Consider the following 23,394-nt stretch of genomic DNA (forward strand, 5'->3'; position numbering starts at 1 on the left):
AATCGCGTCGGGGTACCATAGCGCTGAATCAACAACCCTCCCTGCGACCGAACGTAGGGAGGGTTGTGTCTTGAAGAGCCATCTGAACAAATTGAGCCGTCTGCAGGGTGCCGGCGCCCTACCGTTTGCGGACGAATTGCTGCCGTTTGCCGAGCGGGCGGCACGCGAGGCACTCGAGGCATTGTCGCCAACACGATGTGCCGGCTGCGAGCGCGCCGGTGCGCTTATTTGCCAAGACTGCCTGGCCGCGCTCACGCTCATCGACCCACGTCATAGCTGTACCCGATGCGGCGCCCCGTTTGGGGATTTGCTGTGCACTGAGTGTTCGGTCGAGGGCACGTCCTCGGCAATGGCGGAGGCGCTCGACCGCTGCCTGGCGTGCTCCGTCTATGCGCATCCGCTGCCGCGCATCATTAAAGCGTACAAGGACGCGGGCGAGCGACGCCTGGCGCCGTATCTGGCGGAGCTGCTCTACGACACTGCCCTGCATGCCCAGGTCGTAGCGCCCGAACGCTTAGGAGGTGTGCTGTCCGGTGCGGATGCGGTGGTGTTTGTGCCCGCGACGGCGGCAGCGTTTCGGCGGCGTGGCTTTGATCATATGGAGGCTATTGCGCGTCCATTTTGCGAGCTGTCGGGTGTTCCCCTGCTCGATGCTCTCGTCAAGTACGGGCATGGCGACCAGCGCGAACTCGGTCGTGAGGAGCGTCGCGAGCGTGCCCAAGGCATGTACGAGACGGTTGAGGACGTGCGCGGCCGCCGTCTACTGCTTATCGATGACGTTATCACCACGGGCGCGACCATGGCAGCAGCCTCGGCGGAGCTCAAGCGTGCCGGCGCTGCGGCAGTCGATGGCCTTGCTATCGCACGTGTTTGGTAGGGGTGGTTTTGTGGCAGTGAAGATTGAGCGGCGCAACGAGCCGACAGGCGAACAGCTAGCGGCTTCCGTAATCCTAACAGGCGCTTCAGCGCTGCGCATGATGCGCGCCGAGCGCCGGCAGATGGGCTATATCAGCTGGAAGGACCTTAATCCCGATGAAGAGCGCCGTGTGCTGCGCACGTCGTCGCCCTCGACCGAGGACATCTATCTTCCTGACTTGGTGCGAATTGGAGCCAAAAGTGGCGAGGTGCAAGAAGATCTGTGCTTGCTGGTGGGATCTGCGGCGCAGCGCCGCCGCATGCCTGGCGTAGGCTGGTCCGTGTGTTCCGGGTTGCCCGCCGGCTCGATTCTAGAGGTGGAACCGGGGGTGTACAGCCTATCTCCCGAGGCCCTTTGTGTTGCCGTTGCGCGCGAGGTCGGCTGCATCCAGGCGTTTGCCCTGGCCCAGGAGCTGTGCTCTAAGATTTCACTGAGCGACCGCGGGAAGTATCTGCCTCCCTACACCTCGCCTGTTACGAATAAACTTGCAAAGGACAAGGACCAGCCAGCAGACGTGGGCTACTTTGAAGTCGAACCGGTGCTGACGCCCGATCGCCTGGCAGATTACCTTACGACATGCAAGGGAAGCACGGCCAAACAATTGCAGCGTCTGTGTCCCTACTTGTCAGAAAACCTGCTCTCGCCCATGGAGTGCATCATGCTCGCTCTGTTTTCGCTTCCGTTTTCCTATGGCGGGTTTGCCTGCGGACCTTTTAAGACCGACTACAAGATCGAGTTCGATGACCGTGCGCAGGCAATCTCGGGGATGCCTCATGCAGTTTGCGATGCGTATCAAGAAGCGGCCCGGTTTGACCTGGAATACAACGGTGAGCTGGGCCATTCCTCTCGGAGGGGACGTATCCATGATGAAAAGCGCAACACGGGCTTGATTACTATGGGAATCGAGGTCGCGACGGTCAATAGCGAAATGCTCTGTGACATGGAAGCGATGGAAGCGCTCGCATGGCGCATGCACCAGCGTATGCGAAAGCGGTACCGGAATCGTGTCGATGCTCGCAGGAAGAAGCAAGAGGCGTTGCTTAACACGCTGCGGGCGTGTTTTGGGCTTAAGCCGGTCTAATTCACGTCGAAAATAGGGGGTTAATCATATGCCCTGGCCAAAATATGGCAAATATGAGTACTGTCACTAAATCAGTAACAGCAAAATCAAGGAATTTAGGACTCGGAGGCGGCATAAAGTAAGAAGATAATAAACAAATGTGGAATAACTAAGCATCAGGTTGGCGACACTGAGCGCAAAATCTGTCCGAGAGGCCAAAATTGCCTGTTACTAAATTGGTGACAGTACTCATATTTGCCATTTTTTGGCCACGGCACCCTAGGAAGGGTGCCCCGGAGCTCCCCATAGGGGAGCTCCGGGCTTCACAGAGGCACGAATAGCCCACTCCGACCTGCGAAATCTGTACTCGCGATGCGAATGACGCCCCTAACCTTAAACTTTAGCTTGAACTTAGCTATAATGCGCTACGTTCCTACCAGGCTGTGGTTGCGGACGGACGAAATGCCCGCCCTAGTCCAAGACAGACGCGGTCAAAGGGATCCACGTAAGCGACCGCGTGCGCGCGGCGCGATCATGGCGCGTCCTAGATGTAAGCCGCACCGTCCGTTCTACTTTCTTTGGGGCAATACCGCCTCGCGGGCGAGCGGGCCAGTCGTGAAGGTGGCTGCGGCCTCCCGAGCAAACGCCCCGGTGCGCAAGTGTGGGGTCAAATACCAGGTCAGCTGGTGGGAACAACCTGATATTCCGCGCAACGCACGGATCGTATACGACACAGAAGGCAGGGTAGTGGACATGGTGAGGGGCAGCTTGATGCACGCGGCTCGGTTAGGTGCTGGGACCGCAGCGGTCATCGCCGTTTTGGGCCTGAGCGGATGCGCGTTCAACCCGCTGTCTACGTTCACGACTCCCACGATCGACCAGATCGAGTACGAGACCGTCACGCCGGCGGTGTCGGACGATGCCCTGGTCACTCCCGGAACCCTGACGGTCGCCCTCGATACTTCCGATGCGCCGCAGGCCATGCAGGACGCCGACGGCGAGCTCACGGGGTATGCGGTTGACGCCGCCCGCGCCCTCGCAAGCCGCATGGGCCTTAAGGTCGCCTTTGTCGATGCGTCCTCGGCAGGTTCCGCGCTCGGCGACAAAAAGGCTGATATCTTTATCGGCGAGATCAACTCCACGGACGGGGACGTTAGCTCGCTCGGCACCTGCCTGTACGATGCCGCTTCCGTGTTCGGTAAAACCAGCGATGGTGGGTCGCTAAGCGTTTCCACCGATACCCTTAACACGTCTACTCTGGGTGTCCAGATGTCCTCGGCCTCGCAGGAGGCGCTTGCTAAGCAGAGCATCACCGCCAACCAAAAGACCTACTCCAACATCAACGAGTGCTTTGAGGCGCTCGAGTCCGGCGAGGTCGACTATGTGATCTGCGACTCCACAGCCGGCGGCTATCTTGCACGCCTGATGAGCGAGGTCTCCTATGTCGGTGCGCTTGAGGCGCCCTCGACGCTTGGTGTTGCGGGCCTATCGTCCAATGACGAACTGTGCCGTGCCGTGAGTGATGCCCTCGACGACATCACGGTCGACGGCACGCTCGAGGCGGTTCACTGCGTCTGGTACGGCCAGATTCCCTACGACCTCACCACTAAGACGGTTTCGGGCGCTAACGTGCAGCCGGGCGATTCTGAGTCCAGTGAGGCCATGTTCTCCGGCAGCGAGTCCTCCGATTCCAACAATGAGACCGCATCCTCCGAGGACAAATCGTCCAGCCAGGAAGGCACTATCACCGACGACGACATTAACAAACTCAATAGCTAGTTATTGCTAGGGGTGGTGTCTCCTATACGTTGGAAAGGAAACCTCTTCACGGTTTCAACACGCACTGCCGGGCTTTCCCAATAGGGGAGTCCGGCTTTTTCATCCCTATAAAACCAGCAGGTCAAAGCCATTTTTCGGGACCAAATACAAAGCCGTCGGCTCCCTCCTATAGCGCACTTTGCCACGGAAAAGTGCGAGACTTCGGTATGCGGTATCAAGCAATCGTTATTCGGGTCTTTGAGAATCCGCGTGATTAAATGCATGGCAATGGGTACATAGCCAGTACAGTAAGTCCCCGAGGCAGATTGGAGCCACGTATGGATATCAAGGTTTCTGGACGCAAGACGACGGTAACCGATGCTCTGCGTGCGCATGTGGATGAGAAGATCGGCGAGGCGCTCAAGGTTTTCGATATCGAGCCCATGACGGTCGACGTTGTACTTCGCTATGAGAAGAACCCCTCGAACCCCAACCCGGCAATCGTCGAGGTTACGGTTCGTGCCCGCGGTTCGGTGATTCGCGTTGCCGAGCACGGTGCAGATATGTACGCCGCCATTGACCTCTCCGCCGATAAGGTCACCCGCCAGCTGCGTAAGTTCAAGACCAAGGTCGTGGACAACCGCCAGGGCGGTGCCAGCGCCGCGGATGTTGCGCCGGTCGAGCGCGTCGAGGATCTGGCCGACCTGCTGCTGCCCGAGGAAGAGGACGACCTGCTCGTCCGCGAGAAGGTTATCGACGTCACCCCGATGACTGAGGAGCAGGCGCTGGTGCAGACCGATCTGCTGGGTCACGACTTCTACGTGTTCGAGAACGCGACGACCGGCCTTATCAATGTGGTGTATCACCGTAAGAATGGTGGATATGGCATCATCAAGCCCCGCATCGAAACACTTGACGAGTAAAATACGTTAACTTGCATGAGTTAACGGTTGGCGGCCATCCCATGCGGGTGGTCGCCTTTTTTACGTAAGGAGTCGCTTTGATGGACAAGGCCGCATCCGCCGGTCATTCGGACCGTTGCCGCATCGTCGTCGATACCTGCTGCGACTTTAGCCCCGAGGTCGCTGCGAACCTCGATGTCGATATCTTGGGCTTCCCCTTTATCATCGATGGCGAGGAGCGCACGGACGATATCTGGTCGAGCATGAGCCCTAAGGAGTTCTACGACCGCATGCGTGCCGGCGCTCGCGTGTCTACCTCGGCTGTGTCGCTCGGTCGCTATATCGAGTTCTTTACCGAGTGCGCCAAAGAGGGCACGCCTACGGTCTACCTGTGCTTTACCTCGGCGCTGTCGTCGAGCTACAACTCCGCGTGCCAGGCGGCGGACGCCGTGCGCGCCGAGTATCCCGATTTTGAGCTGTACGTGGTCGACAACGCTCTGCCCTGTGCGACCGGCGAGCTCTTGGCGCTCGAGGCCGTCCGTCAACGCTCGGCGGGACTCACCGCCAAGCAGCTGGTCGACTGGGCAAACGAGGCCAAGACCTATGTCCACGGCTACTTTACGCTCGAGAGCTTTGACGCGCTGGCTGCCGGCGGTCGCATTCCGCCCGCGGCGGCGCAACTCACGGCTAAGCTCGATGTCAAGCCCGAGCTCTCCTACGATCTGGCCGGCTCGCTGTCGCTGATCGGCGTCAACCGCGGCCGCAAGAAGGCGCTCAAGTCCATCCTCAAGTCGTTCCGTGAGAACTACGTGCCCGATCGCACTATGCCCATCGCCATTATGACTGCCGATGCCGAGAAGGACGGCGACTGGCTCGAGGCCGCCGTTCGCAAGGAGGAGGGCTGCGCCGACGTCACGATTATCCGTAGTTCCGTCGGTCCTACCATCGGCTCGCACGTGGGGCCCGGCATGGTGGCACTTGCGTTTTGGGGCAAGAACCGCGCCGAGAAAGCCTCGCTTTCCGACCGCATCGCGCGCCGTGTGCGCGGCGAGTAGACAGGCGCTACGACCACGGGCGCCTCGCAGCTCAAGCGCTGGCGCTGAGTATTCAACCTGGTAACAACACCCAACCCAAAAGGAAAGGTTTCATGGCAAACAAGCTCTCTGTCGCATTTATCGGCACCGGAATCATGGGTGCCCCCATCGCCGGCCACATCCTGGATGCTGGCTATCCTGTCACGGTCAACAACCGCACCAAGTCCAAGGCCGCCGCGCTTATCGAGCGCGGTGCCGCCTGGGCCGATACGCCGGCAGATGCCGTGGCTAACGCCGATGTCGTCTTTACCATGGTGGGCTATCCCTCCGAGGTCGAGGAGCTCTACCTGGCGGGCGACGGCCTGCTCGCGTGCACCAAGCCGGGCGCGGTCTTGATCGACCTCACCACGAGCTCGCCCGAGCTCGCCCGTGACATTGCCGAGGCCGCCCAGGTTTCTGGTCGCATGGCGTTTGACTGCCCCGTCACCGGCGGCGAGTCTGGTGCTATCGCCGGCACGCTTACGGCTATCGTGGGCGCCACCGAGAACGACATCGCGCCGGTCCGCGACATCCTTGCCACCTTCGCGGCCAACATCTGCTGCTTCGACGGCGCCGGCAAGGGCCAGGCTGCCAAGCTCGCCAACCAGGTGTCGCTGGGCGCCTGCATGGTCGGCATGGCAGACGCCATGGCATTTGCCGAGCTGAGCGGCCTTGACCTGGAGAAGACCCGCCAGATGATCCTGGGCGGTACCGGCAAGTCCGGCGCCATGGAGAGCCTGGCGCCCAAGGCATTCGACGGCGACTACAAGCCCGGTTTTATGGTCGAGCACTTCATTAAGGACTTGCGCTTGGCGCTCGCCTATGCCGACGATCGCGAGCTTGCGCTGCCCGGCGCCGACGTGGCCTTTACGCTCTACGACATGCTCGATGCCATCGGTGGTGCCAAGCTGGGCACCCAGGCCATCACGGTCCTCTATAAGGAGGAGGCCGACGCCATCGCCGCCGGTCTGGACTGGTCGCAGTATCGTCCTGAGGAGCATGGCGCTCACGAGGAAGGTTGCGGTTGCGGCGAGCACGGCGACGACCATGAGTGCGGTTGCGGTCACCATCACGGCGAGGACCACGAGTGCTGCGGCGGCCACGGCCATGACGACGGCCATGAGTGCTGCTGCGGCCACCATCACGGGGAGTAGCGCCCATGAGCTGGACGTTCGTGGTACTAGCGCTGGTGCTCTTTCTCTTTGCGATCTACATTGGCTTTTTGTGCGGCCAGTGGGCCTGCGAAAAGCGCGTGATCACCAAGCGCGACTACTGGATCGCCAATTTTGCAGGCGCGGCGGCAGTCGTCCTGCTGACCTGGGTGTTCTCGCTGTTCCCGCTGGTGCAGTTTGCGCCGATCGGCTGGCTCGGCGGCTTTATCGCCGGTCTTAAGATGAGCTTTGGCGAGTCCGTCGGTCCGTGGCGCAAGCACGACGAGGTCTTTAACGTCAACAAGGCCCATCGCGCCGCCGCCGACGCGGGCGACGCCGAGGAGCGCCGCCGCGCGCGTCGTAATGGCGCCGCCGACCGACAGCTCATCTCGGTCACCGATGACAGCAAGGGTGCTGGCAAGCACGCTAAGAAATAGTAAGAAGAGGTAACTATGGCAGAAAACAAAGACGAACAGCTCACCGACGAGGAGCTGGCACAGCTTCAGCTGGCAGAGGAGAACGAGAACGCCGTCGACCGCCTGGTCCAGGAGCTCGGCTGCCCCACGCGCCGCATCCGCCAGTTTGCCGCCCGCGTGCTGCACCTGCTTGCCGAGCGCGATCCGCAGTGCGTCGTGCCCTGCGTGCCCGCGCTGATCGAGGCGCTCGACCGCTCCGAGGCGCAGACCCGCTGGGAGGCCCTCGATGCCCTGGCGGCGCTCGCCACCACCTGCCCCGAACAGCTGGGCGATGCCTTTGAGGGTGCCGAGACCGCGCTGTTCGACGAGATTTCCTCCACGCTGCGCTATGCCGCCTTCCGCCTGCTGTGCGTGTGGGGCGCCACGAGTGTCGAGCGTTCGCGCGAGGCTTGGCCCATCCTGGACGAGGCCATCCAGTGCTACCACGGCGACCTTGAGTATCGCGATATGCTCGGTTGCCTGTACGAGTTTTGCCAGGGCGAGATCGACGCCGAGGTTGCCGAGAAGCTTGCGCTGCGCCTTAAGTTCGATGCCGAGAACGGCAAGGGCAGCTATCTCAAGGCCCGTTCGAGCGAGATTTGCGAAATGCTTGTTAAACGTTTTGGCCTGGATCTCTCCAAAAAGAAGAAGCGTGCTAGCGTTAAAAAATCTGACGACGCCGAAGACGAGGAGTAACAGATTATGGCGCACGATGTAGTCCTGATTCCCGGTGACGGTATCGGTCCCGAGATTACACAGGCCATGCGCCGTGTGGTCGAGGCCACCGGTGTCCGGATCAACTGGAACGTCCAGGAGGCCGGCGCCGGCGTCATGGACGAGTTTGGTACGCCGCTGCCCCAGCACGTGCTCGATGCGGTCGCCGAGACCAAGGTTGCCATCAAGGGCCCCATCACCACGCCGGTCGGCACGGGTTTCCGCAGTGTTAACGTGGCCCTGCGCAAGCACTTTGACCTGTACGCCTGCGTGCGCCCCTGCCTGTCGCAACCGGGCGACGGCTCGCGTTTCCGCGACGTCGACCTGGTCATCGTGCGCGAGAACACCGAGGACCTCTACGCTGGTATCGAGTTCGATGAGGGCGCTGCCGAGGTCGAGGAGCTCTCGCAGCTTGTCGAGCGTTCGGGCCAAAAGACCTTCGCCGCCGATTCCGCGATCTCGATCAAGCCGATCTCCATCGCCAAGAGCCGCCGCATTGTGGAGTATGCCTTTGAGTATGCCCGCCGCTGCGGCCGCAAAAAGGTGACGGCCGTGCACAAGGCCAACATCATGAAGGCGACCGACGGCCTGTTCCTGCGCGTTGCGCGCGAGGTGGCCGCCAACTATCCCGATATCGAGTTCAACGACAAAATCGTCGACGCCACCTGCATGGGCCTGGTCCAGAACCCCAACGACTTCGATGTCCTGGTGCTGCCCAACCTGTACGGCGACATCGTGAGCGACCTGTGCGCCGGCCTGGTGGGCGGTCTGGGCATGGCCCCCGGCTCCAACATCGGTGCCGACTGCGCAATCTTTGAGGCTACGCACGGCTCCGCGCCCGATATCGCCGGTCAGGATATCGCCAACCCTACGGCCGAGATTCTGTCTGCGGCTATGATGCTCGATCACCTGGGCGAGAACGATGCTGCCAATCGCATCCGTGCTGCCGTATCTGCCACGCTCGACGAGGGCGAGCAGGTTACCGGTGACGTGCGTCGTGCCCAGACCGGCTCCGTTGAGGGCGCTGTGGGCACGCAGACCTTTGCCGATGCCGTTATCGCGCACCTGGCCTAAGACATGCACGCTGCAAACGCCTAAATAGTACTTAAGTGTTTGCGTATAACCTAAGAATCAATACGCCCGGCGCTCCGTCGGGCGTATTCTATTGAGGACTATGTTTCCTAACAAGGAGTAACCGATATGGGTCTGATTCAAAAGAAGGACGAGAAGGACGAGATCGACGGCATCCAGATCATCGAGCGCGGCGAAGGCCCCGACGGTGACGAGGACGAGAAGATCGACCTGGTCGCCGGTACGTCTGCCGAGCACATTGCCGCCGGCACGACGGCCGAGGAGGAGGACGCCCGACTGGAGGCTCAGATTGCCGCGGATGCCGCTGACGAGAATCTGATGCCCGAGGCCCAGGATGAGGACGAAACTGACGCCGACGCGGACGACCATGCATCCAAGCACAAGAAGACGATGATTGCCGCCTTTGTGGTCGCTGTCGTGATCGCTGCTGTGGTCGGCTTTTTTATCGGCAACGGCGGCTTTGGCGGCAAGGGCGTCGGCTCGGCGATCCTCACCGAGGACCAGCTCGATTCGACTGTGGCAAGCTATAGCTACAACGGCAAGAAGAGCGACATCACCGCGCGCGAGGCCATCGAGAGCCAGTACAGCCTCGATACCGTCAAGGATAGCGATGGCAACTACACCGCTCCTTCTGCCGACGTCATCCTGTCCTATGTGCGCAACAAGATCCTGCTCGACGCTGCCGAGGACGAGGGCATTACCGTCTCTTCTAAGGAGATGAAGCAGTACGCCGAGGATTCCATCGGCACCTCCGACTACAAGACCATGGCAAAACAGTACGGCGTGTCCAAGGACCAGGCCAAGCAGATCGTCCGCCAGTCCGCGACGCTGCAGAAGCTCTACAAGAAGAAGGTCGGCGATAGCTCCGCAAGCATGCCAACCGCCCCGACCGAGCCTGCTGACGGCAACGAGGAGACCGCGAGCAAGGACTACGCCGACTACATCATCAACCTTGCCGGCGACGAGTGGGATAGCGAGAAGGGCACCTGGAAGGACGCCGATAGCACCTATGCCAAGGCCTTCGCTGACGATGCCTTTACGGCCGATAGCGCTACCTATAAGCAGGCCATGACCGCCTATTACACCGCCTACCAGCAGTATTCCTCGCAGGCTTCGAGTGCCAGCTCCAAGTGGACCGAGTATGCTAACGGCCTCTACGCCAAGGCCAACATCAGCATCTACGGCCTGTTTGCGTAAAGAGTTGCACGGCTCATCGAGCATCTAGCTGATAGAAAACAAATTGCCCGCCAGTACGGAAGTCGTTCTGGCGGGCAATTTGCGTTGAGGGCGTGATTGGCGGCTTAATTATGGCTATTCATCTTTAAGTCCAAAAAGGCTATCGGCTTCATCGTCGGATATATATTCCAGTACATCGCCCGGTTGGCAGTCGAGTGCCCGGCATATCGCGTCAAGAGTTGAAAAACGTATGGCAGAAACCTTGCCCGTCTTAATGCGTGACATATTGACCTGGGAGATGCCCACGCGTTCCGCAAGCTCTTTGGATGAGATCTTGCGTTCGGCGAGCATGCGGTCAAGCCGCAGAATAATCATGGATTCCCCCTAGAGCAACTCGTCATCTTGTTTTTGCAGGATATACCCGTAGCGGAAGATGCTGGCAATCAGGCAAATAATCAGGCCTGCAAAGAGCATGGAGGGCTCGAATAGCTGGCCGACGAACGCATCCGTAAAGCTGCCGCCAAATCCTGAGAGTATCATTCCTGTGATTACGGCACCAAGAAGCCTCACGGCAACGCCGCCGATAAGGAATAAATGTCCTACTCGACGAAGTGTCTGGTTGCATTCAAGGTCAAAGGGCCTGCCTTCCTTTTCAATGTTGAAGAAAAGCCTGCGCACACTTATCGCGATGGTAAGCGCGAGACATGTCATCAAGAGGCTCCCTATGGCAGTGTGACCATCGTGTGCAACGAGCATAAGTGGGGCCTGCGCATCGGTACCGACGATAGCAAGGCACGGCCCTTCGCCGGCTTGAAGTTCTACGGATTGGAGACACGACCCTTGGGAGAGGCCAGGCAATATGAGTAGAAGGTCAATCGCAATGACTGCGAGGAGTCCCAGAGCGAGCGCGGTGGTAATGCAGATCGTGGCCCATTTGCAGATACGAGCGAGCTTCCTCAGTTTGGCTATTGTCTGTTCGCGGCTGATGGTTTCATTCGATATAGATGCGTTTCGATGGACCATAACCCCTCCAATCGGCGTTTTGGATGATATTTGTATCATATCAGAATTAACGATAAACGATAAATAATTACGGATACTGAGTAAGTAATGATTGAAAACGATTAACGTGAGCTATTGGCTCATTTTGAATGCCGGAGTTTGACGCGCGGGGGATGAGGACAAATGTCAAAACTTCCAGTGATCGTACAAACGCTTCATCGGGTTTCCCCGATTCATATGGGAAAACAACTGCAAACGATTGCAAATAATCGGTGAACGGTCGAAAACTACCGTTCACCGATAATATCGAAACTGGTTCTAACTGGTATTAAGTCAAAAAGACCAATTCACAAATCTTCACAATGACCTGCAATTTTTCTACACGCCATTTTTAGCCACCCTGCGTTGTTTAGACACAGAAAAGGTTCCGATCTTTCGTCAAAGTATTTCGATACGGTTTCAAAACCGCAGGTAGAAGTGTTAACGAGCGGTAAACGGTCGATTTTTTACCGTGAACGGTGCAAAAACGTTTTACTGTATGAATCAACGAAAGCAACCTCTTCTGTGGTGATATAGTGACAACAACACGTCACGTGGTTACTACCAGTTGAGAGACCACTGGTTCTCAAAGAACGCTTTCCAAGAAGCTTTAAGGGCGATTGCCCGCTGGCTTCCGAAAATCATCGGACTCAGATCGTACACACCTTCGGAAGGGAAATTTGAATGGTTGGCTTTATTCTTACCGGTCATGGACAGTTCGCACCCGGCCTTGCAAGTGCTATCGCTATGGTTGCCGGCGACCAGCCCGCTTTTACCGTCGTTCCTTTTGAGGGCGACCAGGCTGCTTCCTACGGTGAGGATCTCCGCGCCGCTATTACCGCCATGCGCGAGGAGTGCGATGGCGTGCTCGTCTTTACCGACCTGCTCGGTGGTACTCCGTTCAATCAGTCGATGATGATTGCCCAGGATGTCGACAACGTCGAGGTTCTGACTGGCACCAACCTTCCCATGGTTATTGAGCTTCTGTTCCTCCGCGGTAACGCCACGCTCGCCGAGCTTGGCGAGCAGGCCGTGACCGTTGGCCAGACGGGCATCACCGCCCAGACGGTCGCATCCGTTGCCGGCTCCGAGGAAGAGGATATCTTCGGCGACGAGGACGGCATCTAATGGCCGATTTCGGAGCCAACGTCCTGAGCTCCTCGGTTGCCCTTTTAGGCCTGCTTGTCGTCATGGGCTTGATTTACACCATCTGGTCGCAAATCAACATGAAGAAGAAGCAGAAGTACTTCAAGGAGCTGCACACCGAGCTCAAGCCGGGTCAGGAGGTTCTTTTCGCCGGCGGTATCTACGGAACCGTCAAGGGCATCGAAGGCGAAAAGGTCCAGATCAAAGTCCGATCCGGTGCCGTCGTAGATGTTTCGCGTTACGCGATTCAGGAGATCAAGTAACTGTCGTCAGCAAATAACGAAAGGAAGCTGATCAACATGGCAGAACCCAACATTCTTCTTACCCGCATCGATAACCGACTGGTCCATGGTCAGGTCGCTACCCAGTGGAACTCCACCCTGGGCTCCAACCTCATCCTCGTCGCCAACGACGATGTGTCGACCAACACCATGCGCCAGAACCTCATGAAGATGGCCGCTCCCGCCGGCGTCGCTACGCGTTTCTTCTCCCTGCAGAAGACCATCGACGTCATTGGCAAGGCGAGCCCGCGCCAGAAGATCTTCATCGTGGCCGAAACACCGGAAGACGTGCTTACGCTCGTCAAGGGCGGTGTGCCTATAAAGAAGGTAAACATCGGCAACATGCACATGTCGGAAGGAAAGCGCCAAGTCGCCACCTCCGTCGCAGTTAACGACGAGGATGTCGCTGCGTTTAAAGAGCTGCAGGAATTGGGGGTGGAGTTGGAGATCAGGCGCGTTCCGAGCACGCCTGTTGAGGACACGAGCAAGCTCTTCTCGTAATCCTCATGATCCACGCTGTCAGGAATGAAACCCTGACATTCTGTACGTGAAATCCAAAGTGCGTACATACATTTTGAAAGGAGGAGCAAGATGGAATACTCGATCATCCAGGTCGCTCTGGTCTTCATCGTCACGTTCGTCGCGGCAATCGACCAGTTCAACTTCCTCGAGTCTCTCTATCAGCCCATCGTCACCGGCGCCGTCATCGGTCTTATCCTTGGCGACCTCAACACCGGTCTTCTCGTGGGTGGTACTTATCAGCTCATGACGATCGGCAACATGCCGATCGGAGGCGCTCAGCCGCCTAACGCCGTCATCGGCGGCATCATGGCAGCCATTCTCGCTATCGCTACGGGCCTCGAGCCCAACGCGGCAGTCGGCCTTGCCATTCCGTTCGCTCTGCTTGGTCAGCTCGGCGTTACCCTGGTCTTCACGCTTATGTCGCCCCTCATGTCCTCCGCGGACAACATGGCTCATAACGCTGATACCAAGGGTATCGAGCGTCTGAACTACTTCGCCATGGCTCTGCTCGGCCTGATCTTCGCCGTCGTCGTCACCCTGTTCTTCATCGCTGGCGCCACCATCGGTCAGACCATCGCTTCCGCCATCCCGACTTGGCTGCAGACCGGTCTCTCCGCTGCAGGCGGCATGATGCGCTTCGTCGGCTTCGCCGTCCTGCTCAAGGTTATGATGAACCGCGATATGTGGGGCTTCTTCCTCATGGGCTTTGGCCTCGCGCTCATCACCGTTGCCAACGATTCTCTGGCAACCCCTGCTCTGCTCATCCTCGCTCTCATCGGCTTCGGCATCGCTTTCTGGGACTTCCAGCAGCAGACCGAGCTGAAGGGTGCAGCTGTTTCTGACGGAGGTGACTTCGAAGATGGCATCTAATGAGTATGTGATCCCGGAGCACTACGAGGATCTCACTCCTGCTCCGCAGCTCGACCAGAAGACCCTCAACAAGATGGCTTGGCGCTCCTGCTTCCTGCAGGCCTCGTTCAACTACGAGCGTATGCAGGCCGCTGGCTGGCTCTACTCCATCATCCCCGGTCTGGAGAAGATCCACACCAACAAGAACGACCTCGCGGCTTCCATGAGCCACAACCTGGAGTTCTTCAACACTCACCCGTTCCTCGTCACCTTTGTTATGGGCATCGTGCTTTCGCTCGAGCAGAACAAGGTTGACATCCCCACGATCCGCGCCGTCCGCGTCGCCGCAATGGGCCCGCTCGGTGGTATCGGTGACGCCCTGTTCTGGCTGACGCTCGTGCCTATCACGGCCGGCATCACCTCCAACATGGCCATCAACGGCAACGCCGCTGCGCCGATCATCTTCCTGGTGATCTTCAACGTCGTCCAGTTCGCTCTGCGCTTCTGGCTCATGAACTGGTCCTACAAGCTTGGCACCAGCGCTATTGACGCTCTGACCGCCAATATGCAGGCCTTCACGCGTGCCGCTTCCATCATGGGCGTCTTCGTCGTCGGTTGCCTGGTCGTCACCATGGGTGGCACCCAGATCAACCTCCAGATCCCCAACGGCACCACCCGTGGCCTCTCCGCTACTACCGTGATCGTCTCCGAGAAGGAGGCCGAGAACTTCACCGGTATGGAGGGCATCGATACCGAGACCGCTGAGGCCGGTACCATCGCCATGACCGATGAGGACGGCAACGCCCTCACCGCTTCCGATGCCGACGGCAACGCTGTCACGTGCGGCGTCACCGATCTGGGCAACGGCATGGAGTCCGTTACCTACGGCACCGTCACCGAGGATCCGGTCAACTTCTCCGTTGCCGACACCCTCAACACCATCGTCCCGAAGCTCGTCCCGCTTATGCTTACGCTGCTGCTTTACTACATGTTCGCTAAGCACAGCTGGACCCCGACCAAGGGTATTCTGCTGCTCTTCGTTCTGGGCATCTTGGGCGCTGGCCCGCTTGGTCTCTGGCCGAGCATCTGGTAAGGCTCTAGCTTGAGGGGTGTGTCCCTACGCGGCTCACACCCCGACCCCTTAAGCCATGTGTATGTTAAAAGCCGCGTGCTCGAAAGAGCGCGCGGCTTTTGTTTTCTTGATGATTCGGGTGTGGCAGACAGATAATGCTTAACACCTTAGGTAGTTAGCCGAATTCGATCAAAAGGGAGGATAGGATGGCGATCGGAGCGCGTAAGCAACCGCTGTACGATCAGCTGGTCGATATTCTGACCGAAAAGATTGACCATGAATATCGCGCCGGTGACATGATTCCTTCCGAGCGCGAACTTTCGGAGCGCTATGGTCTCTCGCGCACTACGGTACGCCTGGCTCTGCAGGAACTGGAGCGTTTAGGGCTGGTGGTTCGGCAGCACGGTCGCGGTACCTTTGTGACCGACCGTTCGGCAAAGGCAACCAATCTTATGCAGTCCTACAGCTTTACCGAGCAGATGCGCGCGATGGGTCGCGACCCCGAGACCACGATTCTCGAGTTTTGCGAGATGGAGGCCGATAAGAATTTGGCCGAGCACATGGGATTGCGTATCGGTGATCGCATTTTTAAGCTCAAGCGCCTTCGTTCTGCCGACAACATGCCCATGATGGTCGAACGCAGCTATCTACCGGTTCGTCAATTTCTGTCCCTAAAGCGACCGCTGCTGGAGCGTAAGCCGCTTTACGATGTGATTGAGCAAGACTTTCAGCAAAAGATACGTGTGGCCGAAGAGGAGTTCTATGCGAGCATAGCCCGTCCTACCGATGCCCACCTTTTGGGAATTGTCGAGGGTTCGCCTGTGCTCGATTTGGTCAGAACCACGTATAACGAGTCAAACGAGGTTGTGGAGTATACACTCTCGGTTGCTCGTGCCGATCAGTTTAAATACAAGGTTTACCACCAGCGTAGCAACTAGTGTCCGCATCGTTTCCATATGGTGATTCTTTGCATTTAACTGGTTACTACCAGATAACCAACCGAAGTGTATAATTGCACGTCAGAGGATTACTTCTAGAGAGAGGTATTAGAAATGTTCGAGAAGAGTGTCGAGGAGCTCACCGAGCTCGGCGCCCAGATCACCACGGCCGAGATTGCTCAGCAGCCCGAGCTTTGGCGTGATACGCTCAACATCTATCGCGAGAACAAGGAGGCCATCGAGGCCTTCCTGGCCGAGGCTCGCGCTATGGGCGAGGGCCGTCTGTCCGTTGTCTTCACCGGTGCCGGTACGTCCGACTACGTTGGCGATACCTGCGCCCCGTACCTGCGTCACGCTGGCAACACTGATCTCTACGACTTTAAGCCCATCGCCACGACCGACATCGTGAGCGCTCCGCGCGACTTCCTGCGCGCCGAGGATCCCACGCTCGTGGTTTCCTTTGCCCGCTCTGGCAACAGCCCCGAGAGCCTTGCCGCCGTTGCCGTCGCCAAGGAGCTCGTCCACAACGTCAAGTTCCTCAACATTACCTGCGCTCCCGAGGGCAAGCTTGCCGTCGAGTCCGCCGATGATCCCAATGCGCTGACGCTGCTCATCCCGCGCGCCAACGACAAGGGCTTCGCCATGACCGGTTCCTACACCTGCATGACCCTGCTCTCCACCCTTATTTTCGACACTGCCTCTGACGAGCAGAAGGCCGAGTGGGTCGAGACCATCGCCAAGATGGGCGAGGAGGTTATCGCTCGCGAGTCCGAGGTTGCCGATTACCTCGCTGGCGACTTCAACCGCGTGACCTACTTGGGTTCTGGCTCCTTCGGTGGCCTTGCCCAGGAGGGCCAGCTCAAGATCCTCGAGCTCGCTCACGGTCTGGTCGCTACTTCCTACGACACCTCCATGGGCTATCGTCACGGACCTAAGTCCTTCGTCGACGATAAGACGCTCGTCTTCGTGTTCGTCAACAACGACGCCTACACCCGTCAGTACGACATCGACATCCTCAACGAGATCGGTGGCGACAAGATCGCTCAGCACACCGTCGCCGTTCAGCAGGAAGGTGCCACCGTCTATGAGGGTGAGTCCTTCACCTTTAAGGGCTACGAGGCGCTTCCCGAGGGCTACCTTGCTCTGCCGTTCGTGATGTTTGCCCAGGCTATCAGCCTGCTCAACTCCGTGCGCGTGGGCAACACGCCCGATACGCCGAGCCCCACCGGCACGGTCAACCGCGTGGTTAAGGGCGTGACGATTCACCCCTTCACCGCTTAATCGCGTCCCCCTGTAAGGGCGCCCGTCCGCTCATAACGGCGGGCGGGCGCTTTTTGTTTTACCTGAGATGGGTATAAGCATCACCACAGTCAACTGCTTTAGAAGCAAGGAGTGCATATGAGCACGTACGCAATTAAGGCTGACAAGTTCTTCTTGCCGGCAGGCCCGCAACTGGGCGGCTATCTTATGGTCGAGGATGGCGTCTTTGGCGCCTGGCAGGCCGACGAGCCCTCTTGCGAGATTAAGGACTACACTGGATCGTGGATCGCACCGGGCATGGTCGACACCCACATTCATGGCTTCTATAACCACTCAACTACCGATAACGATCCCGAAGGCATCGATATCAGCTCGACCGAGCTTGCCCGTCGCGGTACCACCAGCTGGCTGCCCACGACGTTCACCGATGGCGTTGAGCAGATCAAGGACGCCTGCGCCGCTATCGCCCAGGCGGACGAGGGTCGCGGCCCCGACTTCTGCGGCGCTCGCATTCAGGGCATCTACCTGGAGGGCCCCTTCTTTACCATGAAGCACGTGGGTGCGCAGAACCCCGCTTACCTGATCGATCCCTCCGAGGAGGTCTTCGACCAGTGGCAGGAGGCTGCTGGCGGACGTATCGTCAAGAGCGCTATGGCCGCTGAGCGCGATGGCGCTGCCACCTATGCTGCCGCCCTCAACGCGAAGGGTGTCGTGACCAGCATCGGTCACTCCGACGCCACCTACGATGAGTGCATCGCCGCCATCAACGCCGGTGCCAGCTGCTTTACGCATACCTATAACGGCCAGCGCGGGCTGCATCACCGTGAGCCCGGTGTCGTGGGTGCTGCCATGTCCACGCCCGAGACCTACGCTGAGATCATCTGTGACGGCAAGCACGTAAACCCTGCCGCCATCAAGGCGCTGCTGCAGGCAAAGGGCTGGCAGCACACGGTACTCATCACCGACTGCCTGGGCTGCGGCGGCATGCCCGAGGGCAGCTACACCAGTGGCGGCATGGACGTCATCATGAAGGACAACCTGTGCTGGCTCGCCGACGGCAAGAGCATTGCCGGCTCGGTGCTCACGCTTGCCCAGGGTGTCAAGAACATCGTCGACTGGGGCATCGCCAGCGCCGATATCGCCATTCGCATGGCAACCGAGGTGCCGGCACGCTCCGCGCACATCGAGGATAAGTGCGGCAGCATCATGCCGGGTCGCGACGCCGACTTTGTCGTGTTCGACCACGAGCTCACCCTCGTCGAGACGTATGTTGGCGGTCAGAGCGTCGGTAACGCCTTTACCGAATAACGATAGAAAAAGACGGCGGGCCCGAATCTGCTCGGACCCGCCGTATGGGTTAAACGCTCAAAAGCACCTTTACAGTTACAGCTTGTTAGCGATCTTCTTTGCCGTGCGCTTAACGCCGGCCACCAGGCCTCCTGCAGGATGCTCCTTTTCGTAGGCTAGACGCTTCTCGCGCTTGGCATACTCTTCGACGATGATGTCACCATACTCGTCTTCGATCTTGTCGAAGAAGTCGACGGCGCCCTTAATTTCCTCAGCGTTCGGGTGCCCCTTTTGGACACCGCCGGTGAGTTTGAACGGCCCCCACGTATCAAAGCCGGGGCAGCCGTAGACGCCCATAAAGATGGCCTGCCTCATGCGGCAGATGCCATCGATATCCTTGCCGTACCACTTGTTTTTGCCACCGTAGGTCATAAGGCCAAACACCTTGTCCTGCGGCTGCAGCACGTTCGTGAGCACGCGTGCCATGTCCTTGTCGATCTCGGAGTAATAGATGCCCGTGGCGACACCGATCAGATGATATTCGTGCAGGTTGGGATACTCGTTTTTGCCGAGCGCCTTGACGTCGAGGGTATCGATTTCGGGGTGCGCCTCGACGATGGCGTCCACGAGCTTTTTCGTATTGCCGTGGTGGCGTGAGGCATAAAGGATGATGGTTCGCATAAGAAGGCCTTTCAGCTGTAATTGCATCAATGTCTGTATGGTACCCCGTTGCATGGCTGGGATACCGGACGCATCGATGAACGTGCGGGTTTGTCCTTTGGTCAGGGCCGAGACGGGTTCTTGCGAGCAAAAAGCAGTTGTTCGAAAGGATGGACAATGGAATACGCTCTCTCCAACGATTCGATTTCTATCAAGGTCTCCACGGCCGGCGGCTCGTTTACCTCGATTGAGGCTGGAGGTCGCGAGTACCTGTGGCAGGGTGATCCCGCCGTGTGGTCCGGCCAGGCACCGATTTGCTTCCCGATTTGCGGAGGCCTGCGTGATGGTAGCGCCATGACGTTTGCCGGGCATCATGTAAAGCTCGCTCGCCACGGCTTTGCGCGCAAGCAGGAGTGGAAGCTGCTGAGCCAAGGCGAGAACGAGTTGGCTATGTGCCTGGCTTCGGAGGATAACGCCGCGCTGCTGAGCGATTATCCGTATCCGTTTAAGCTCGTCGCCCGCTATACGCTCGAGGACGCTGCCGTGCGCGTCTCCTATGAGGTGACCAACGAGGGCACCGAGGACATGCCGTTCTTTATCGGTGGACACCCCGGCTTTAGGTGCCCGCTCGACGAGGGCGAGGCCTATACGGACTACGAGCTGCGCTTTGAGAAGGACGAGGCTGCGGAGCTCTGCACCGCCGTTCCTTCGACTGGCTTGATTGATGTGGCAAACCGCTCCAAGAACCCCATGGTGGGGAAGACGTTGCCCCTGTCGCACGAGCTCTTCGATTTTGCGGAGACCATCTTTGACGTACTCGAGAGTCGTCAGGTCACGCTTTCCAAAAAGGGCGAGGACAAGGGCGTTCGCCTGAGCTTCGAGGGCTTTCCGTACCTCATCGTGTGGAGTAAGCCCGAGGGCGATTTTGTGGCAGTTGAGCCCTGGGGCGGCCTTTCGACCTGCTCCGATGAGGACGACGTGCTTGAGCATAAGCGTGGCTGCCTTGTCGCCAAGCCCAAGGAGACCGTCGTTCGCTCGTTCACGATTGAGATTCTGTAATTCCGTTTTGTCGACTCGTATCGCGAGGCACAAGGAGCCTGCGAGATAAGGAGCTAAAAATGATCCTCACCGTTACGATGAACCCGTCCGTCGATACACGCTATCAGCTCGATGAGCTCATTATCGACGACGTTAACCGTGTGACGCCCGAAAAGACCGCCGGCGGCAAGGGTCTCAACGTGGCCCGTGTACTGGGTCAGCTGGGCGACGACGTTGTGGCAACCGGTCTACTCGGCGGCCACATGGGCGCCTACATGGCCGAGCTCATGGATGCCAACGGCATTAAGAATGATTTTGTACCCATCAAGGGCGAGACTCGCATTTGCCTTAACATCCTCCACGCCGGCAACCAGACCGAGCTACTCGAGAGCGGCCCGACGATTGCCCCCGAGGAGCTCGATGCCTTTACCGCCAAGTTCGCCGAGCTTGCGAGCAAGGCCGCTGTCGTTACCATCTCGGGTTCGCTGCCCCGCGGTGTCGAGGCAGACTACTATGCCAAGATCACGGGCATTGCCGAGAACGCCGGTGCCAAGGTGTTGCTCGATACCTCGGGCGCTTCGCTCGAGGCCGCCCTTAAGTCCGAAATTAAGCCCGAGCTGGTCAAGCCTAACCTGACCGAGATCAACGGCCTTTTGGGTACGAGCTTTACTACCGACGATGTGGACGAGCTCCGCGCCGCGCTCGCCTCTGATGCCCGCTTCTCCGATATCCCCTGGGTCGTCGTGTCCATGGGCGCTGCCGGCTCCGTTGGCTTCCACAATGGCCGTGCGTTCCGCGCAAAGACGCCCGATATCCCTGCCGTTAACGCTACGGGCTCTGGTGACTCCACTATCGCTGGCTTCGCGCATGCCATTGCTGCTGGCGCGGACGACGAGACGGTGCTGCGTACCGCCAACACCTGCGGCAAGCTCAATGCCATGGATCCCATGACCGGCCACTTGGTTATGGACCGTTGGGACGAGGTCTACAACGGCGTTGTCGTGACCGAGCTGTAAAAGCCTGGGCGTCGGCCCCGGCATTGCTTGCTAGCTCATGTCGACGACAAGTGCGGTAGCATTATGCTGGGGCGCGACGCCGAGTTTGTCGTGTTCAATCCCGACCTTACCCTGGTCGAGGCGTATGTGGGTGGCAACAGCATCGGTAACGCGTTTGCCGATTAGCCGCCAAAGAAGCGATCCGAGAGGGGATTTAGATGATTTACGGTGCATTGGGCGATATCGAGGAGTACCGCGGAATGCTCAAGGGCCTCGACGTGCTGATCGACTGGCTCGAGGAGAACGACCCGGCAGAGCTCGAGGTCGGCAGCCATCCGATTCTGGGCGACAAGGTCTATGCGAACGTCATGGCTCCCACGACGCGTCCCGAGGCCGAGGCTCACTATGAGACGCATCAGCGCTATCACGACCTGCAGATCGACGTCGAGGGTCGCGAGGCCTTTAAGGTCGCCACGGGCAGCCTGACGCTGGTTCAGGAGTTTGACGAGAAGGACGACTACGATCTGGTCGATTCCGACGCTTCGATCGCCGGCGATCTTGCCGACGACAAGTTTGCGCTGTTCGTTGCCGGCGAGCCTCACATGCCCACGCTCGAGTTCCCGGGCGATGGCGCGCAGCCGGTCAAGAAGATCTGTTTTAAGCTTCTTGCAGATGCTTACTGGGAGGAGTAGCGCGCTGCTCGGCTGAGTTGCGCGTCTGATGGCGTGATTTCCCCAGGGAAATCACGCTAGGACCCCGCCAAGCGTGTTTCCCTGGGGGAATCACGCTTGGCGGGGTTTCGGTTTTTGAATAGGGAAGCCTCATTTATTTGCGAAGAACATCGGCTAGCCGCAGGATTGAAATCATCGACCGATAAGTGAGTTCCACTTTTTCGCCCGCAAGCAGTCGTTTCGAGCCAATCTCATCTAGCCCCACAAGCCGAGAAAACAGCGGGCCGCTCATCGTGCCCTCGTCAATTGACTCCCTTATGGTCTTCAAAACGTCCGTATCATGAAGCGATGCCGAGCTGTAGGGGGCAACACGAGCGGAACTCTCAATTAACGACGAGACAAAAGGATGGAGATGCTTTGGACATAGTCCATCAAACACCACATCCCCATTGTCGTTCGAGCCGACCAGGCGCCAAGTATAATGATCGACCCAGTCATCCCCGTCATATATGGCGTCCATGAGCAACTTCCCGTCTAGAGAGAGAAACCTATTTGGACATCGGGGCGCAAGACCGCAATCCATATCGGGCCTGCAGCAGCTCCAACCCAACGCACCACATAGGTTCCCTTTCGTACATGTGTATCAATCTGCCCCGAAATGCCGGTGAATGCAATTCCAGACCCGTTTGTCGGATAGCAATCGACGTATTTTTGTTTTCCGCTCACAACCTTGTATAGATATATCGTTCCAGCAAAAGAGAAGGGATCGTTCGCAATTTTGTCCGGAAGAACTTGCCACCTCAAAATCCCGCTACCAATATGGTCAAGCTCGACCGTTCCGCCGTCCCCCTCAAAAGTGGCAAGGGGATTTACCCCAGACTGAGAGTCGGCATCGCCCTCCTTAGCAGTTATCAGCAGGTTGCCCGTATAAGACTGCTGAGGCTCACCTTCAGGACAGACAGCCTCGGCCCAAGAAGGGCCACTCAGGCAGAACAGTCCGAGCAGCATCAATACCAACAAAAGAAAACCCTTAGTTCTTTTCATCTATATCCCCAATGCCTCTCGACATTTGTATATTGTGACTATTTTAGATCTATATGGCCAATTCGAGCCCTCACCATGGCAATTGTTGCAGCTGGGTTTCTTTTCATTAAAATTTCACTTTGGTAAATCCCCGCCCCTAAGCATTAAACCCGAAGTCCACCGAGTGGGCCGCTGTTGACGTGGCGATGCTTGGATTGGCGCGCACGCACTCAAAATCGGCAACAAAAAAGCCGCCCGAAGGCGGCTATCTTGTTTTTCAAGACTTTAGTCTGCTGGCCGCGCAGCGGCCAGCT

At 58.4% G+C, this 23,394-nt stretch carries 26 protein-coding genes; 21 read left to right on the plus strand and 5 right to left on the minus strand.

What is annotated here, in order from left to right; genetic code table 11:
- Positions 1-70 precede the first annotated feature (70 nt).
- The 10 genes from DW003_RS07355 to DW003_RS07400 all read left to right on the plus strand — a co-directional run bounded on the left by DW003_RS07355 (position 71) and on the right by DW003_RS07400 (position 10,318).
- Positions 71-877 (plus strand): double zinc ribbon domain-containing protein, encoded by an 807-nt coding sequence (locus DW003_RS07355; RefSeq protein WP_233545544.1) that lies wholly within the window; start codon positions 71-73, stop codon positions 875-877.
- A 10-nt stretch (positions 878-887) separates the two neighbouring features.
- Entirely contained in the window at positions 888-1,997 is a 1,110-nt protein-coding gene (locus tag DW003_RS07360; protein WP_118388333.1) for a hypothetical protein, read from the plus strand.
- Between the two features lie 750 nt (positions 1,998-2,747).
- Positions 2,748-3,755 carry an ABC transporter substrate-binding protein gene (locus tag DW003_RS07365; protein WP_158573198.1) on the plus strand — a complete coding sequence of 336 codons (1,008 nt, stop codon included), beginning with the start codon at positions 2,748-2,750 and terminating at the stop codon, positions 3,753-3,755.
- A gap of 317 nt (positions 3,756-4,072) precedes the next feature.
- Positions 4,073-4,657, plus strand: coding sequence for a ribosome hibernation-promoting factor, HPF/YfiA family (gene hpf / locus DW003_RS07370; RefSeq protein ID WP_035137685.1), 585 nt, complete (start codon positions 4,073-4,075; stop codon positions 4,655-4,657).
- An 80-nt stretch (positions 4,658-4,737) separates the two neighbouring features.
- Positions 4,738-5,691, plus strand: a complete 954-nt coding sequence (locus DW003_RS07375; protein ID WP_118388337.1) for a DegV family protein — start codon at positions 4,738-4,740, stop codon at positions 5,689-5,691.
- 92 nt (positions 5,692-5,783) lie between these two features.
- Entirely contained in the window at positions 5,784-6,863 is a 1,080-nt protein-coding gene (locus DW003_RS07380; protein WP_118388339.1) for an NAD(P)-dependent oxidoreductase, read from the plus strand.
- A 5-nt stretch (positions 6,864-6,868) separates the two neighbouring features.
- Positions 6,869-7,297 (plus strand): hypothetical protein, encoded by a 429-nt coding sequence (locus DW003_RS07385; protein ID WP_055310425.1) that lies wholly within the window; start codon positions 6,869-6,871, stop codon positions 7,295-7,297.
- Positions 7,298-7,312: 15 nt separating this feature from the next.
- Positions 7,313-8,011, plus strand: coding sequence for a hypothetical protein (locus tag DW003_RS07390; RefSeq protein WP_118388341.1), 699 nt, complete (start codon positions 7,313-7,315; stop codon positions 8,009-8,011).
- Between the two features lie 6 nt (positions 8,012-8,017).
- Entirely contained in the window at positions 8,018-9,103 is a 1,086-nt protein-coding gene (locus DW003_RS07395) for an isocitrate/isopropylmalate dehydrogenase family protein (RefSeq protein WP_118388343.1), read from the plus strand.
- Between the two features lie 126 nt (positions 9,104-9,229).
- Complete coding sequence (locus tag DW003_RS07400) at positions 9,230-10,318, plus strand: hypothetical protein (protein ID WP_118388345.1); 1,089 nt, start codon at positions 9,230-9,232, stop codon at positions 10,316-10,318.
- Positions 10,319-10,432: 114 nt separating this feature from the next.
- On the opposite strand, the gene DW003_RS07405 is transcribed toward DW003_RS07400, so the two are convergent.
- Positions 10,433-10,648 (minus strand): helix-turn-helix transcriptional regulator, encoded by a 216-nt coding sequence (locus DW003_RS07405; protein ID WP_254179377.1) that lies wholly within the window; start codon positions 10,646-10,648, stop codon positions 10,433-10,435.
- A gap of 33 nt (positions 10,649-10,681) precedes the next feature.
- Complete coding sequence (locus DW003_RS07410; protein ID WP_158573199.1) at positions 10,682-11,320, minus strand: DUF2975 domain-containing protein; 639 nt, start codon at positions 11,318-11,320, stop codon at positions 10,682-10,684.
- A gap of 702 nt (positions 11,321-12,022) precedes the next feature.
- Between DW003_RS07410 and DW003_RS07415 the strand changes: the two genes are divergently transcribed.
- The 8 genes from DW003_RS07415 to nagA all read left to right on the plus strand — a co-directional run bounded on the left by DW003_RS07415 (position 12,023) and on the right by nagA (position 18,714).
- A complete protein-coding gene (locus tag DW003_RS07415; RefSeq protein WP_055310428.1) occupies positions 12,023-12,466 on the plus strand; it encodes a PTS fructose transporter subunit IIA in 444 nt (147 codons plus the stop codon).
- The gene (gene yajC / locus DW003_RS07420; RefSeq protein ID WP_089572405.1) at positions 12,466-12,747 is read left to right on the plus strand and encodes a preprotein translocase subunit YajC; all 282 of its coding nucleotides are present in this window, start codon (positions 12,466-12,468) and stop codon (positions 12,745-12,747) included. Before DW003_RS07415 ends, yajC begins: the two co-directional genes overlap by 1 nt.
- Positions 12,748-12,783: 36 nt before the next feature.
- A complete protein-coding gene (gene agaV / locus DW003_RS07425; protein WP_089572404.1) occupies positions 12,784-13,266 on the plus strand; it encodes a PTS N-acetylgalactosamine transporter subunit IIB in 483 nt (160 codons plus the stop codon).
- Between the two features lie 90 nt (positions 13,267-13,356).
- Entirely contained in the window at positions 13,357-14,157 is an 801-nt protein-coding gene (locus DW003_RS07430; protein WP_089572403.1) for a PTS sugar transporter subunit IIC, read from the plus strand.
- Positions 14,147-15,229, plus strand: a complete 1,083-nt coding sequence (locus tag DW003_RS07435; RefSeq protein ID WP_118388351.1) for a PTS system mannose/fructose/sorbose family transporter subunit IID — start codon at positions 14,147-14,149, stop codon at positions 15,227-15,229. Before DW003_RS07430 ends, DW003_RS07435 begins: the two co-directional genes overlap by 11 nt.
- A 185-nt stretch (positions 15,230-15,414) precedes the next feature.
- Positions 15,415-16,146: a GntR family transcriptional regulator gene (locus DW003_RS07440; RefSeq protein WP_117806791.1), complete on the plus strand. Its 732-nt coding sequence runs from the start codon at positions 15,415-15,417 to the stop codon at positions 16,144-16,146.
- Positions 16,147-16,260: 114 nt separating this feature from the next.
- Entirely contained in the window at positions 16,261-17,427 is a 1,167-nt protein-coding gene (locus DW003_RS07445; protein WP_118388353.1) for an SIS domain-containing protein, read from the plus strand.
- Positions 17,428-17,544: 117 nt separating this feature from the next.
- Positions 17,545-18,714 carry an N-acetylglucosamine-6-phosphate deacetylase gene (gene nagA, locus DW003_RS07450; protein WP_117635803.1) on the plus strand — a complete coding sequence of 390 codons (1,170 nt, stop codon included), beginning with the start codon at positions 17,545-17,547 and terminating at the stop codon, positions 18,712-18,714.
- Positions 18,715-18,789: 75 nt separating this feature from the next.
- Here nagA and DW003_RS07455 read toward each other — a convergent pair whose 3' ends face one another.
- Positions 18,790-19,374 (minus strand): flavodoxin domain-containing protein, encoded by a 585-nt coding sequence (locus DW003_RS07455; RefSeq protein WP_233503118.1) that lies wholly within the window; start codon positions 19,372-19,374, stop codon positions 18,790-18,792.
- A 156-nt stretch (positions 19,375-19,530) separates the two neighbouring features.
- Here DW003_RS07455 and DW003_RS07460 point away from each other — a divergent pair, with 156 nt between their 5' ends.
- The 3 genes from DW003_RS07460 to DW003_RS07475 all read left to right on the plus strand — a co-directional run bounded on the left by DW003_RS07460 (position 19,531) and on the right by DW003_RS07475 (position 22,078).
- Entirely contained in the window at positions 19,531-20,412 is an 882-nt protein-coding gene (locus DW003_RS07460; RefSeq protein WP_118388355.1) for an aldose 1-epimerase family protein, read from the plus strand.
- Between the two features lie 59 nt (positions 20,413-20,471).
- Positions 20,472-21,407 carry a hexose kinase gene (locus DW003_RS07465; protein ID WP_118388357.1) on the plus strand — a complete coding sequence of 312 codons (936 nt, stop codon included), beginning with the start codon at positions 20,472-20,474 and terminating at the stop codon, positions 21,405-21,407.
- A gap of 197 nt (positions 21,408-21,604) precedes the next feature.
- The gene (locus DW003_RS07475) at positions 21,605-22,078 is read left to right on the plus strand and encodes a YhcH/YjgK/YiaL family protein (protein WP_117716293.1); all 474 of its coding nucleotides are present in this window, start codon (positions 21,605-21,607) and stop codon (positions 22,076-22,078) included.
- A 133-nt stretch (positions 22,079-22,211) separates the two neighbouring features.
- Here DW003_RS07475 and DW003_RS07480 read toward each other — a convergent pair whose 3' ends face one another.
- Both DW003_RS07480 and DW003_RS07485 read right to left on the minus strand, forming a co-directional pair.
- Complete coding sequence (locus tag DW003_RS07480; RefSeq protein WP_117736085.1) at positions 22,212-22,577, minus strand: hypothetical protein; 366 nt, start codon at positions 22,575-22,577, stop codon at positions 22,212-22,214.
- Between the two features lie 14 nt (positions 22,578-22,591).
- On the minus strand, positions 22,592-23,101 hold the full coding sequence (locus DW003_RS07485) for a hypothetical protein (protein WP_118388359.1): 510 nt from the start codon (positions 23,099-23,101) through the stop codon (positions 22,592-22,594).
- Positions 23,102-23,394 lie beyond the last annotated feature (293 nt).

The sequence above is a fragment of the Collinsella sp. AF36-3AT genome, from assembly GCF_003475205.1.
In the GTDB taxonomy this organism is placed as follows: Bacteria; Actinomycetota; Coriobacteriia; order Coriobacteriales; family Coriobacteriaceae; genus Collinsella; species Collinsella aerofaciens_AF.

Bases quoted from the DNA above. Each gene is read 5' to 3' on its own strand.
- DW003_RS07365 (WP_158573198.1), top strand. From the start codon at position 2,748: ATGCACGCGGCTCGGTTAGGTGCTGGGACCGCAGCGGTCATCGCCGTT.
- hpf (WP_035137685.1), top strand. From the start codon at position 4,073: ATGGATATCAAGGTTTCTGGACGCAAGACGACGGTAACCGATGCTCTG.
- DW003_RS07375 (WP_118388337.1), top strand. From the start codon at position 4,738: ATGGACAAGGCCGCATCCGCCGGTCATTCGGACCGTTGCCGCATCGTC.
- DW003_RS07380 (WP_118388339.1), top strand. From the start codon at position 5,784: ATGGCAAACAAGCTCTCTGTCGCATTTATCGGCACCGGAATCATGGGT.
- DW003_RS07385 (WP_055310425.1), top strand. From the start codon at position 6,869: ATGAGCTGGACGTTCGTGGTACTAGCGCTGGTGCTCTTTCTCTTTGCG.
- DW003_RS07390 (WP_118388341.1), top strand. From the start codon at position 7,313: ATGGCAGAAAACAAAGACGAACAGCTCACCGACGAGGAGCTGGCACAG.
- DW003_RS07395 (WP_118388343.1), top strand. From the start codon at position 8,018: ATGGCGCACGATGTAGTCCTGATTCCCGGTGACGGTATCGGTCCCGAG.
- DW003_RS07400 (WP_118388345.1), top strand. From the start codon at position 9,230: ATGGGTCTGATTCAAAAGAAGGACGAGAAGGACGAGATCGACGGCATC.
- DW003_RS07405 (WP_254179377.1), bottom strand. From the start codon at position 10,648: ATGCTCGCCGAACGCAAGATCTCATCCAAAGAGCTTGCGGAACGCGTG.
- DW003_RS07410 (WP_158573199.1), bottom strand. From the start codon at position 11,320: ATGGTCCATCGAAACGCATCTATATCGAATGAAACCATCAGCCGCGAA.
- DW003_RS07415 (WP_055310428.1), top strand. From the start codon at position 12,023: ATGGTTGGCTTTATTCTTACCGGTCATGGACAGTTCGCACCCGGCCTT.
- yajC (WP_089572405.1), top strand. From the start codon at position 12,466: ATGGCCGATTTCGGAGCCAACGTCCTGAGCTCCTCGGTTGCCCTTTTA.
- agaV (WP_089572404.1), top strand. From the start codon at position 12,784: ATGGCAGAACCCAACATTCTTCTTACCCGCATCGATAACCGACTGGTC.
- DW003_RS07430 (WP_089572403.1), top strand. From the start codon at position 13,357: ATGGAATACTCGATCATCCAGGTCGCTCTGGTCTTCATCGTCACGTTC.
- DW003_RS07435 (WP_118388351.1), top strand. From the start codon at position 14,147: ATGGCATCTAATGAGTATGTGATCCCGGAGCACTACGAGGATCTCACT.
- DW003_RS07440 (WP_117806791.1), top strand. From the start codon at position 15,415: ATGGCGATCGGAGCGCGTAAGCAACCGCTGTACGATCAGCTGGTCGAT.
- DW003_RS07445 (WP_118388353.1), top strand. From the start codon at position 16,261: ATGTTCGAGAAGAGTGTCGAGGAGCTCACCGAGCTCGGCGCCCAGATC.
- nagA (WP_117635803.1), top strand. From the start codon at position 17,545: ATGAGCACGTACGCAATTAAGGCTGACAAGTTCTTCTTGCCGGCAGGC.
- DW003_RS07455 (WP_233503118.1), bottom strand. From the start codon at position 19,374: ATGCGAACCATCATCCTTTATGCCTCACGCCACCACGGCAATACGAAA.
- DW003_RS07460 (WP_118388355.1), top strand. From the start codon at position 19,531: ATGGAATACGCTCTCTCCAACGATTCGATTTCTATCAAGGTCTCCACG.
- DW003_RS07465 (WP_118388357.1), top strand. From the start codon at position 20,472: ATGATCCTCACCGTTACGATGAACCCGTCCGTCGATACACGCTATCAG.
- DW003_RS07475 (WP_117716293.1), top strand. From the start codon at position 21,605: ATGATTTACGGTGCATTGGGCGATATCGAGGAGTACCGCGGAATGCTC.
- DW003_RS07480 (WP_117736085.1), bottom strand. From the start codon at position 22,577: ATGGACGCCATATATGACGGGGATGACTGGGTCGATCATTATACTTGG.
- DW003_RS07485 (WP_118388359.1), bottom strand. From the start codon at position 23,101: ATGAAAAGAACTAAGGGTTTTCTTTTGTTGGTATTGATGCTGCTCGGA.